Origin of the sequence: Limnohabitans sp. (genome assembly GCF_017848645.1) — a bacterium.
In the GTDB taxonomy this organism is placed as follows: domain Bacteria; phylum Pseudomonadota; class Gammaproteobacteria; order Burkholderiales; family Burkholderiaceae_C; genus Limnohabitans_A.
Window position 1 is genome coordinate 1 of record NZ_JAFEIF010000043.1, and the last position, 11,145, is coordinate 11,145.

An 11,145-nucleotide genomic window follows, 5' to 3' on the forward strand; every position below is an offset into this window, starting at 1 on the left:
CTCATAAATCAGGGATACCTTGGGTCGTCAGGAAACTGACGCGGACCTCATTGTAGAATCCTTAGGTTTTGCGCCAACTCCTGGATCACGCCATGAAGTCGATTTCCTCTCTCTTGATCACTGCTCTGTCGGCCGCTTTGGTGGCCGGTTCTGCCTTGGCCGCGGGCCCTGCCCCCAAGGCCGCCAAACCCGACTTGGCCAAAGGCGAAGCCATTTTCAGCCAAGCTTGCGTGGCCTGCCATGCAGCCGATGGCAACTCCAGCACACCGGCCAACCCCAAGTTGGCCCAGCAGCACCCTGAATACCTGCTCAAGCAATTGCAGGAGTACAAATCGGGCAAACGTGCCAACGCCGTGATGAGCGGCATGGTCGCTGCCTTGAGCGATGACGACATGCGCAACATCGCTTTTTGGTTGGCGTCCAAGCAAGCCAAACCTGGTTTTGCCAAGGAAAAAGACACCGTGGCCTGGGGCGAGCGCATCTACCGCGGTGGCATTCCTGACCGCCAGATCGCTGCATGCGCCAGCTGCCATTCGCCCAACGGCGCGGGCATGCCTTCGCAGTACCCCCGTTTGTCCGGTCAGCACGCTGAATACACTGCTGCGCAGTTGATTCAGTTCCGTGAAGGCGTGCGCAAGAACAACCTGCAAATGACGCAGGTCGCCGCCAAAATGAACGACCGCGAAATCAAGGCGGTGTCGGACTACATTGCGGGTCTGCGCTGATCGTCTGGCCGGGTGGTGACTCGGTTGCTTGTGGGTTTTGCCCTGTGGACTTCAGGGGGTTTTAAGGCCTGCAACGCTGCCCTGGGGCACAATTAAGAACCGGCTGATATGACATGCTCCAAGGCCGGTTTTCCGGCCTTGAACGTTTGTGGCGGGCACTGTCCCGCCATTTCCTTGTCTGCTTCCTTTTTGTACACCCCATGACGACTGTTGCATCCAGCCCTGATTCCGAGCGCAGCTCGCCCCGAGGGCAGGCCGTGATCGAGTTGCTGTCGTCCATGCGGTTTGCCATCTCCTTGTTGACGATCATCTGCATCGCCTCGGTGATCGGCACGGTGCTCAAGCAAAACGAGCCCAGCAACAACTACATCAACCAGTTCGGGCCGTTTTGGGCCGAGTTGTTTGCCACCCTCAAACTCAACACCGTCTACAGCGCCTGGTGGTTCTTGTTGATTCTGGCGTTCCTGGTGGTCAGCACCAGTTTGTGCATCGCCCGCAACACGCCCAAGATCCTGGTGGACCTGAAGAACTACAAGGAAAACATCCGCGAACAAAGCCTCAAGGCTTTCCACCACAAGGCCGAGGGCCATTTGAACGAAGCGCCCGAGGCCGCCGCCAAGCGCCTGGGGGCTCTGCTGGCCACAGGCGGCTGGAAAGTCAAGCTGCAAGAGCGCGACACCCCGGCGGGCAAAGGCTGGATGCTGGCGGCCAAGGCGGGAGCGGCGAACAAGATCGGCTACATCGCGGCGCACTCGGCCATCGTGCTGGTGTGTGTGGGCGGTTTGCTCGACGGTGACCTGGCGGTGCGCGCCCAGATGTGGTTTGGTGGCAAGGAGATTTACAACGGTGGCGGCCTGATCGCCGATGTGCCCGCCCAGCACCGCCTGTCCGAGCGCAACCCGGCCTTCCGGGGCAATTTGCTGGTGGCCGAAGACACGGCCTCGGGCACGGCCATCCTGAACCAGTCCAACGGCATCTTGCTGCAGGACCTGCCCTTTGTCATTGAACTCAAAAAGTTCATCGTCGAGTACTACTCGACTGGCATGCCCAAGCTCTTTGCCAGCGACATCATCATCCACGACAAGGCCACGGGCGAGAAGCGCGAAGCGCGTGTCGAGGTGAACCACCCGGCCAGCTTCAAGGGCATCAACATTTACCAGTCCAGCTTTGACGACGGTGGCTCCAGCGTGAAGTTGCAGGCCGTGCCCATGTCGGCAGCCACCCAATCGTTTGAGGTGGAAGGCACCATTGGCGGCAGCACCGACCTGACCAATGGCAACGAAAAAATGAGCCTGGAGTTCACCGGGCTGCGCGTGATCAACGTGGAAAACATGTCCGGTGGTGATGGAGCCCAAGGCACGGCCGTGGATGTGCGCAAGGTGGATTTGCGCAGCGCCATCGACCAGCGTTTGGGTGCGGGCAACAAGACCACGCATGCCAAAGAATTGCGCAATGTGGGCCCGAGCGTGAGCTACAAGCTGCGTGATGCGGCCGGCCAGGCGCGTGAGTACAACAACTACATGCTGCCCGTGGATGCGGGCGACGGCGTGCCGGTGTTTTTGCTGGGCATGCGCGAGACGCCCAGCGAGCCCTACCGCTACCTGCGCCCCCCGGCCGATGAAAACGGCGAGTTGACCGGCTTCATACGCCTGCGCGCCGCCCTGGAGACCCCTGCGCTGCGCGAGCGTGCGGTGCAGCGTTACGCCCGCAAAGCAGTCGACCCGCAGCGGCCCGAGTTGACACAGCAGCTGGCCGATTCTGCAGCGCGCTCGCTGGGTCTGTTTGCGGGCCTGGAGCAGGTGAAGGGCAAGCCGGTGTCGGGCCTGCAGGCGTTGGCTGATTTTCTGGAAACCAATGTGCCCGAGGCTGAGAGGCCCCGGGCAGGCGAGATGTTTGTGCGCATTTTGAACGGCGCTTTGTTCGAGCTGGACGCGGTGGCTCGTGAACAAGCCGGTGCCAAGCCACTGCCTACAGACAAGGTGCAGGGCTTCATGTCGCAGGCCGTGCTGGCCCTGTCGGATGCGCCTTTTTACCCTGCGCCCATGACGTTTTTGCTGAAAGACTTCAAGCAGGTGCAAGCCAGTGTTTTTCAGGTGGCCAGGGCCCCGGGCCAGTCCATCGTGTACTTGGGCTGTGCCCTTTTGATCCTGGGTATTTTTGCAATGCTGTATGTTCGGGACCGTCGCTTGTGGATCTGGCTGTCGCCGCAGGGCGAAGGTGCCCAGGCGAGCGTGGCCTTGTCGTCCAACCGCAAGACCATGGACGTGGACCGTGAATTTGACCAACTGAGTGCCCGCTTGCTGGGCCGCTCCGAGAAAACACCATGACGACTGTCACTTTGAATCCGGGCTATTTTTCCAGCCGCACGGCCATCGATTGGGGCTTTGCCCTGCTGGCACTGCTGGGCACGGTGTTCGCCTTCACCCGTTACCAGCACGCGATGGACGTGTACGAGCAGGCCATCCTGATCGGCAGCTTGCCGGCCGTGATTTGGCTGGCGTGGTTCTGGCGGCCGCTGCGCACCTTGATGTTGGTGGTCACGGGCCTGTCGCTGTTGGCCATTTACCTTTATCAGGGTGACCTGGCCCGGTCCGAGCAGGTGTTCCTGTTGAAGTATTTCTTGTCCAGCCAGTCGGCCATCCTGTGGATGAGCATGCTGTTTTTCATCAGCACCGTTTTTTATTGGGCGGGCATATTCATCCGCGGTCAGGCCGATGCGATGGAGTCGTTGGGCTCGCGCATGGCCTGGGTGGCGGTGGGTCTGGCCCTGATTGGCACCTTGGTGCGTTGGTACGAAAGCCACCAGTTGGGCCCGGACATCGGCCACATCCCGGTGAGCAACCTGTACGAGGTTTTCGTCATGTTCTGCTGGATGACGACGGCGTTTTACCTGTACTACGAAGCGCAGTACAAGACCCGCGCCTTGGGGGCGTTTGTGATGTTGGTGGTCAGCGCTGCTGTGGGCTTTTTGCTCTGGTACACGCTGGTGCGTGAGGCCCACGAGATTCAGCCTTTGGTGCCCGCCCTCAAGAGCTGGTGGATGAAAGTCCACGTCCCGGCCAACTTCATCGGTTACGGCACCTTTGCCCTGGCCGCCATGGTGGCCTTCGCCTACCTGATCAAGCAGCAAGCGACCGAGACCCGTTGGTACAAGCTGGCGCCCTTGTGGTTGCTGGGCATTGTGTTGTGCTTCGAGCCGGTGGTTTTCCGCCAATCGGCCAACGACCAGACCAGCAGCTACTGGATGGTTTACTTTGGTGTGTCGGCTTTCATCGTGGCGGGCATTTTGATGGGCCGTCGCCGCATTGCCGAGCGTTTGCCCTCGTTCGAAATCCTGGACGATGTGATGTACAAATCCATCGCCGTGGGTTTTGCTTTCTTCACCATCGCCACTGTGCTGGGCGCCCTGTGGGCGGCCGAAGCCTGGGGCGGCTACTGGAGCTGGGACCCGAAAGAAACCTGGGCCCTGATTGTGTGGTTGAACTACGCCGCCTGGCTGCACATGCGCCTCATGAAGGGCTTGCGCGGCACCGTGGCCGCTTGGTGGGCGCTGGTGGGTCTGGGCATCACGACCTTCGCCTTCCTGGGGGTCAACATGTTCCTGAGCGGTTTGCACAGCTACGGCACGCTGTAACCGCAAGGGCCATGGTCCTGCGGTCCACAAAGGACCTGGCCCCTCAGTCTGTCAGCTGGTCGTACAGCGCCAGACCATTGCTCACCGCGTTGAGCAGGGCTTCGGTTCTGAAGGGCTTCCACAAGAAAGTGACCGCATTCGATTGCTGCGCCGCCAGCGTTTCATGGGGCAGGCTCTCGCCGCTCATGAAAATCACCGGGATGCGGTCCCCTGTTTTGACCATCAAGGCCTGCAGTTCAACGCCGGTCATTTTGGGCATGCGCACATCGAGCAACATCACGCGCCGCTCGGTCATGGGCGCGGCGGCCAGATAAGCGTGGGCACCATCATGGGTGCGGACCTTGAAGCCACGCGCCTCCAAAACCAGCTGCAGCATGCGCCGGATGTCTGCATCGTCATCGACGACTTCGATCAGGGCTGGGTTCGACATGGGGTTTTATAAAAACAAGATGAAATTTCATTTTAACGACAGATGAAGGGCCTTAGCGCGTGGTCAGACGCAAAAGCAGGCCGCTGACAGGAGGCTTCAAATGCGTCGGTGCGTCCACCAAGCGTCTGGCATGGCTCGCATTTTGTTGCAGGGCGTTTGGCCCCTGTGTGCAAAAGTGATTGGGACCGTTCACAATCTTTGCAAGGTATTTCTCAACTGGGGCCGCACCATGATCATCCGCACTTCTTCCTCGGGATTTTTGCATCCTGTGCCCAGCGACATCACGAGCCAGGCGGCTTACCAATCCCGTCGAGACCTGATGCGTCAGCTGGCTGCGGGCTCGGCAGGCCTGGCCTTGGCCGGCTGGGGCCTGCGCGACGCCCAAGCCCAAATGGCCCGGCCCGGGCAGCTGCCGCCGCTGGCCTCGGTGCCCTCCAAGCTGGCCGGCGCCATGGTTCTGGACAAGCCCACACCTTACAAAGATGCCACCACGTACAACAACTTCTACGAGTTCGGCACCGACAAGGCCGATCCGGTCAAGCGGGCCCACACCCTCAAGACCGATCCCTGGAGTGTGGAGATCGAGGGCTTGGTGAAGAAGCCTGCCCGCGTGAACCTGGAGGACCTCATGCAGTGGGGGGCCATGGAAGAGCGCATCTACCGCCTGCGCTGTGTGGAGGGCTGGTCGATGGTGATCCCATGGGTGGGCTATTCCATGGCCGATCTGATCCGGCGCGTGGAGCCCCTGCCGGGTGCCAAGTTTGTGGAGTTCGTGACCCAGGCTGACCCCAAGACCATGCCGGGACTGCGCTCGAGTGTGATCGATTGGCCTTATGTCGAAGGCTTGCGCATGGACGAAGCCATGCACCCGCTGACCTTGCTGGCTTTTGGCATGTATGGCGAGGTGATGCCCAAGCAAAACGGTGCACCCCTGCGACTGGTCGTGCCGTGGAAATACGGCTTCAAGAGCGGCAAGAGCCTGGTCAAGATCCGTTTCACGGACAAGCAGCCGGTCACATCCTGGGAGAAATCTGCCCCGCAAGAGTATGGTTTTTATTCCAACGTGAACCCGAATGTGGACCACCCGCGCTGGAGCCAGGCCACCGAGCGGCGCATCGGCGAAGACGGTTTGCTGGCCAAAAAGCGCAAGACGCTGATGTTCAACGGCTATGAAGCCCAGGTGGGCCAGCTGTACGCCGGGATGGACCTGAAAAAGTTCTTCTGATGCCGCTGCGGGTCAAGGTCTTGAGGGCATGAGGGCGGCGCTGCGGCATCCTGCTGCTTGGTGGGCCCTGCTGGGGCTTGGCTGCCTGCCCTGGGTCTGGTTGCTGGCGCAAACCCTGGGGGACCAGCTGGGCCCCAACCCCGCCGAAGCCCTGATCCGCGCCACAGGCGACTGGACCCTGCGCAGCCTCTGCGTGGTGCTTGCCGTGAGCCCTTTGCGCACCTGGCTGGGCTGGCCAGAACTGCTGCGTTTTCGGCGCATGCTGGGTTTGCTGGTGTTTGCTTACGCCAGTTTGCACCTGCTGTGCTACGCCTGGTTTGACATGGGCTTTGACCTGGCCGACACGCTGAAAGACCTCATCAAGCGCCCTTTCATCTGGCTGGGCTTCAGTGCTTTTGTGATCTTGCTGGCGCTGGCAGCCACCTCTTTCAACCCGGCCGTGCGCTGGTTGGGCGGCCGGCGCTGGCAACTGCTCCACCGGGGCGTTTATGGGGTGGCCGTGTTGGCCGTGTTGCACTTTTGGTGGATGCGCGCGGGCAAGCAGGACTTTGCCGAGGTGCTGGTGTACGCGGGCATCTTGGCGGGTTTGCTGGGCTGGCGCGTGATGCGTTTTGTACGGAGACGCTGAGCGCGCCATCAGTCGCTGTGCAGCCTCTTCAGGCTGCACAGGGCGTTTCAGACGAGCTGCTCCAGCGCAAAGGTGTCGAACGCCGATTCGCGCTGGCGGATCAGGTGGGCTTGGGTGCCATCGACCAGGATTTCTGCGGCGCGGCCGCGGGTGTTGTAGTTGCTGGCCATGCTCATGCAGTAAGCGCCTGCCGACAGCACGGCGAGCACGTCACCGGCTTGTACCAGCAGCTGGCGGTCGCGGCCAATCCAGTCGCCGCTTTCGCACACCGGGCCGACCACGTCGTACACGACACCATCGCCTGAGTGGGGTGTCACGGGCACGATCTGGTGGAAAGCCTGGTACATGGCCGGGCGGGGCAGGTCGTTCATGGCGGCGTCGATGATGCAGAAATTCTTTTGCTCGCCGGGTTTGAGGTACAGCACCTCGGTCAGGCACACACCCGCGTTGCCCACCAGTGAGCGGCCGGGCTCGACCATGATTTTTCGCTGGCCGTAGCCACGTGCGTCCAGCTTGGCCAGCAATTTCTCGCACAGCACATCAGCCAGTGGCGGTGTCTCTCCGTTGTAGTTGATGCCCAAACCGCCACCGAAATCGAGATGGTGAATTGGGACGCCGGACTTTTCGACTTCTTCCACTAAGTCAAGCATTCGGTCAACCGCATCCATATAGGGTGTTGAGTCTGTGATTTGAGAACCGATGTGAAAGTCGATGCCCACGACCTTCAGGCCGGGCAGGCTGGCGGCGTGCTGGTAGACCTGAACAGCACTTTCGTGGGCGATGCCAAATTTGTTGCCCTTCAGCCCGGTCGAGATATAGGGGTGCGTCTTGGGATCCACATTGGGGTTCACGCGCAGGCTGACCGGGGCTTGTTTGCCCAGACCCATGGCCACTTCGCTCAGCACATCGAGTTCCGCTTCACTTTCCACGTTGAAGCAAGCAATGCCCACTTGAAGGGCTTGTTTCATTTCAGCCCGCGTCTTGCCCACACCCGAAAAAATCACCTTGGCCGGGTCGCCGCCCGCAGCCAGCACGCGGGCCAGCTCGCCGCCCGAGACGATGTCAAAGCCGCAACCGGCCTCGGCAAACACCTGCAGGATGGCCAGGCTGGAGTTGGCCTTCATGGCGTAGCAAATTTGCGCTTGGCGTCCAGCAAAGCCGCGCTGGTAAGCGGCCAAGGCCGACAGCATGGCGGCTTTGGAGTAGACGAACAAGGGCGTGCCGTGTTCGCGGGCCAGTTGTGACAGCGCCACGCCCTCCACATGCAGCTGGTCGCCCGCATAGGCGATGTGGGGTTGTCCTGGGAGTGCGGTGTTAGAGGTCATGGGTTAAGAAGGCTCGGGGTAAAAAGGGATATAAAGTAGGCAAGTGTCAACGGGGCTTGACCTGAGGTCTGTGCTCGTTATCGAGGTGTTGCATCAGGAATCGGTTGCGGTGTGGTGGCCTGGCCAGATGGCGCAGGCGCGATGTGCGAGGCCTTGGGAGGCGAGTGCAGCGGGTTCAGTGATTGAGGCAAGGTGGCCCGCTCGGCCGAAGCGGGTGTGGTGGGCAGGACCAAGGGGCCCCGTTGACCACAAGCGCTCAATACGGCCGCACCGCCAACAAGGGCATGCAGCATGACTAGAATCTTCATCACCTTCAACATGCTGCGATTGTAATGACCGACCTTGAATTTCTGGACCAAGCTGAACGACTGCTGGCGGGCGTAGAGATCAGCTGCGATCGCCTGAACGACGACACCGACGCCGATGTGGACAACCAGCGGGTGGGCGGCATGATCACTTTGACGTTTCCCAACCGCAGCCAGATCGTGATCAATCTGCAAAAGCCCCTGCACGAAGTGTGGCTGGCGGCGCGCTGCGGCGGCTTTCATTACAAGTTCGACGGCACGCACTGGCAAGACACCAAAGGCCAGGGCGAGTTTTGGCAGAGCTTGTCGCGTTATGCCTCGGAGCAATCCGGTCAAAGCTTGATCTTCAAGCCCTGAGTTCGCCAGGTCAGCGGCCCTGTTCGCCGGTTCTTGCCGGCTCAATTTCTGAACAGATCAAGTATCCGCTTGCGTTCTTCTTCGGGGGGCATGGCGTCTGCTTGGCCTTTGGTGTCGTTTTGACCACCCAGTGAGCTGATCCCGCTGCCGCCTGAAAATTCCGAATAAAACCAGTCTCCACCCATCTGCACCAAGCCCTCGGCAGCTGTAGGCTCGGAAATCGGCAGGTTGCGCAAGGCGGTTTCCATGTACTTGATCCAGACAGGCAAGCTCAGCCCGCCCCCGGTTTCGCGGTCGCCGAGTTTGCGTGGCGTGTCATAACCGATCCAGACCACGGCGGTGAGTTGGGGGTGGTAGCCCGCAAACCAGGCGTCCATCGCATCGTTGGTGGTGCCAGTTTTGCCATAGATGTCAGGCCGTTTGAGGCTCGCTTGCGCGCGGGCAGCCGTGCCTGAGCGGGTGACTTCCTGCATCAGGCTGGTCATGACGAAAGCGTTGCGCTGGGGGATCGCGCGTTGTGATGCCTCGTTGATTTCAGGGGGCGGGCTGTCGACCAACAGGCGGTCCTTGTAGTCGGTGATGCGGTTGATCAAGTGGGGGCTGACCCGGTAGCCACCATTGGCAAACACCGAATAGCCTGTGGCCATTTGCATCACGGTGACCGAGCCTGCACCCAAGGCCATGGTCAAGTAGGGCGGGTGCTTGTCCGCGTCAAAGCCAAAGCGGGTGACCCATTCTTGCGCCGTGCGGGCGCCTACCGATTGCAGCACGCGAATCGAGACCATGTTTTTGGACTTGGCCAAGCCGGTGCGCAAACTCATCGGGCCATCAAATTTACCGTCGTAGTTTTTGGGCTCCCACGGCTGGCCGCCCGTCACACCGCCATCAAAAAACAAGGGCGCATCGTTGACCATGGTGGCAGGTGACATGCCTTTTTCCAGGGCAGCCGAGTAGATGAAAGGCTTGAAGCTGGAGCCAGGCTGTCGCCAAGCCTGGGTGACGTGGTTGAACTTGTTTTTGGCAAAGTCAAAGCCGCCAACCAGGGCTCGAATGGCGCCGGTTTGAGGGGTCAAGGCCACAAAGGCACCTTCAACCTCAGGCAGCTGGGTGAGCTCCCATTGGCCTTTGGGCAGTTGAACAATGCGGACCACAGCGCCTTTGCGAATCCGTTTGGCCGCTGGGGCCTTGTCCGACAGGCCCGATTCGACCGGGCTGAGGCCCGTCCCGGTGATGGTGATTTGTTCGCTGTTTTGGCGGACCACCACCACCTTTTTGCTGGAAGCCTCCAGCACGACCGCCGACATCACGTCGCCGTTGTCCGGGTGCTCCTCCAAGGTCTCATCGATGAGGTCTTCGGCCAGTTTGGGGTCGTTGGGCAGGGCGATGAATTTTTCAGGTCCACGGTAAACCTGGCGACGCTCGTAGTCCATCAGGCCTTGGCGCAAAGCCTGGTAGGCCGCCATTTGGTCCTGAGACTGAATGGTGGTGTACACATTCAGTCCACGGGTGTAGGTGTCTTGCCCATATTGGGCAAAAACCATTTGCCGGACGGTTTCGGCCACAAACTCGGCGTGCAGGGTCTTCTTGTTGCCAGATGATTTCAAAGCCAAAGGCTCGGCTTTGGCTTGTGCAGCTTGTTGGGCGGTGATGTAGCCGTTTTCTTCCATGCGCTCGATGATGTAGAGCTGGCGTGAACGGGCACGTTTGGGGTTGGCGATGGGGTTGAAGGCCGAGGGCGCTTTGGGCAGCCCAGCCAGCATGGCGGCTTCTGCAATCGTGATGTTTTTGAGTGATTTGCCAAAGTAGGTTTCAGCGGCCGAAGCAAAACCATAGGCCCGGTTGCCCAGGAAGATCTGGTTCATGTAGATCTCAAGAATCTGGTCCTTGGTCAACAGGTGTTCCAGTTTGTAGGTCAGCAGGATTTCGTAAATCTTGCGGGTGTAGGTTTTTTCGGAAGACAGGTAGACATTGCGCGCCACCTGCATGGTGATGGTGGATGCGCCTTGGCTTTTCAAGCGCCCGATGTTGGCAATGCCCGCACGCAGAATGCCTAAATAATCAACGCCACCATGGTCATAAAAGCGGTTGTCCTCGATGGAGAGCACCGCGTCTTTCATGATTTGCGGAATCTCCTTGATGGGCGTGAGATTGCGGCGCTCCTCGCCAAATTCGCCCATCAATTGGCCATCGGCGGTGAACACGCGCAGCGGCAGCTTGGGTTTGTAGTCGGCCAGGTCCGAGATGTCGGGCAAGTTGGGGTAAGCCGTCACCATGGCCACGCCCACGACCATCAGCAAACAAAACAAACCTGCAGCCAGCAAGGCCACGGCCCATAAGGCCAGCTTGACCACCCATGCCCATGCGCCGGAAGCGGGGGGTTTGGTTTTCGATTTTTGGGGGGTGTCCGGTGCAGTGTCTTGTTGGGGCATAGGGCTTGGGGTGGGTGCGGCCAGCGGATTACCGGACACTTGGCATTATAAAAATCCTGCGCGCGTGGAGGGTGTTCATTCAAACAT

Annotated in this window: 10 protein-coding genes; 6 read left to right on the forward strand and 4 right to left on the reverse strand. The window is 60.2% G+C overall.

Annotation, left to right across the window (positions count from 1 at the left end; all coding sequences use genetic code 11):
* Positions 1-92 precede the first annotated feature (92 nt).
* The 3 genes from QZ190_RS10010 (at position 93) to ccsB (ending at position 4,359) form a co-directional block, all read left to right on the forward strand.
* Positions 93-725, forward strand: coding sequence for a c-type cytochrome (locus QZ190_RS10010; RefSeq protein WP_291915645.1), 633 nt, complete (start codon positions 93-95; stop codon positions 723-725).
* A 200-nt stretch (positions 726-925) separates the two neighbouring features.
* Complete coding sequence (locus QZ190_RS10015; protein WP_291915646.1) at positions 926-3,052, forward strand: cytochrome c biogenesis protein ResB; 2,127 nt, start codon at positions 926-928, stop codon at positions 3,050-3,052.
* On the forward strand, positions 3,049-4,359 hold the full coding sequence (gene ccsB / locus QZ190_RS10020; protein ID WP_291915647.1) for a c-type cytochrome biogenesis protein CcsB: 1,311 nt from the start codon (positions 3,049-3,051) through the stop codon (positions 4,357-4,359). Before QZ190_RS10015 ends, ccsB begins: the two co-directional genes overlap by 4 nt.
* A gap of 43 nt (positions 4,360-4,402) precedes the next feature.
* Here ccsB and QZ190_RS10025 read toward each other — a convergent pair whose 3' ends face one another.
* A complete protein-coding gene (locus QZ190_RS10025; RefSeq protein WP_291915649.1) occupies positions 4,403-4,789 on the reverse strand; it encodes a response regulator in 387 nt (128 codons plus the stop codon).
* A 229-nt stretch (positions 4,790-5,018) separates the two neighbouring features.
* Between QZ190_RS10025 and msrP the strand changes: the two genes are divergently transcribed.
* Positions 5,019-6,014, forward strand: a complete 996-nt coding sequence (gene msrP / locus QZ190_RS10030) for a protein-methionine-sulfoxide reductase catalytic subunit MsrP (protein ID WP_291915651.1) — start codon at positions 5,019-5,021, stop codon at positions 6,012-6,014.
* Between the two features lie 28 nt (positions 6,015-6,042).
* Positions 6,043-6,642 (forward strand): sulfite oxidase heme-binding subunit YedZ, encoded by a 600-nt coding sequence (locus QZ190_RS10035; RefSeq protein ID WP_291915653.1) that lies wholly within the window; start codon positions 6,043-6,045, stop codon positions 6,640-6,642.
* A 47-nt stretch (positions 6,643-6,689) separates the two neighbouring features.
* Here the strand turns inward: QZ190_RS10035 and lysA are convergent, their stop codons facing one another.
* Positions 6,690-7,967 carry a diaminopimelate decarboxylase gene (gene lysA, locus QZ190_RS10040; protein ID WP_291915655.1) on the reverse strand — a complete coding sequence of 426 codons (1,278 nt, stop codon included), beginning with the start codon at positions 7,965-7,967 and terminating at the stop codon, positions 6,690-6,692.
* A gap of 77 nt (positions 7,968-8,044) precedes the next feature.
* Complete coding sequence (locus tag QZ190_RS10045; RefSeq protein ID WP_291915657.1) at positions 8,045-8,260, reverse strand: lipoprotein; 216 nt, start codon at positions 8,258-8,260, stop codon at positions 8,045-8,047.
* Positions 8,261-8,299: 39 nt separating this feature from the next.
* Between QZ190_RS10045 and cyaY the strand changes: the two genes are divergently transcribed.
* A complete protein-coding gene (gene cyaY, locus QZ190_RS10050) occupies positions 8,300-8,629 on the forward strand; it encodes an iron donor protein CyaY (protein WP_291915658.1) in 330 nt (109 codons plus the stop codon).
* 41 nt (positions 8,630-8,670) lie between these two features.
* On the opposite strand, the gene QZ190_RS10055 is transcribed toward cyaY, so the two are convergent.
* Positions 8,671-11,058 (reverse strand): penicillin-binding protein 1A, encoded by a 2,388-nt coding sequence (locus tag QZ190_RS10055; protein WP_291915659.1) that lies wholly within the window; start codon positions 11,056-11,058, stop codon positions 8,671-8,673.
* Between the last annotated feature and the right edge of the window lie 87 nt (positions 11,059-11,145).

Bases quoted from the DNA above. Each gene is read 5' to 3' on its own strand.
- lysA (WP_291915655.1), bottom strand. From the start codon at position 7,967: ATGACCTCTAACACCGCACTCCCAGGACAACCCCACATCGCCTATGCG.
- QZ190_RS10015 (WP_291915646.1), top strand. From the start codon at position 926: ATGACGACTGTTGCATCCAGCCCTGATTCCGAGCGCAGCTCGCCCCGA.
- ccsB (WP_291915647.1), top strand. From the start codon at position 3,049: ATGACGACTGTCACTTTGAATCCGGGCTATTTTTCCAGCCGCACGGCC.
- QZ190_RS10035 (WP_291915653.1), top strand. From the start codon at position 6,043: ATGAGGGCGGCGCTGCGGCATCCTGCTGCTTGGTGGGCCCTGCTGGGG.
- QZ190_RS10025 (WP_291915649.1), bottom strand. From the start codon at position 4,789: ATGTCGAACCCAGCCCTGATCGAAGTCGTCGATGACGATGCAGACATC.
- QZ190_RS10055 (WP_291915659.1), bottom strand. From the start codon at position 11,058: ATGCCCCAACAAGACACTGCACCGGACACCCCCCAAAAATCGAAAACC.
- cyaY (WP_291915658.1), top strand. From the start codon at position 8,300: ATGACCGACCTTGAATTTCTGGACCAAGCTGAACGACTGCTGGCGGGC.
- msrP (WP_291915651.1), top strand. From the start codon at position 5,019: ATGATCATCCGCACTTCTTCCTCGGGATTTTTGCATCCTGTGCCCAGC.
- QZ190_RS10010 (WP_291915645.1), top strand. From the start codon at position 93: ATGAAGTCGATTTCCTCTCTCTTGATCACTGCTCTGTCGGCCGCTTTG.
- QZ190_RS10045 (WP_291915657.1), bottom strand. From the start codon at position 8,260: ATGCTGCATGCCCTTGTTGGCGGTGCGGCCGTATTGAGCGCTTGTGGT.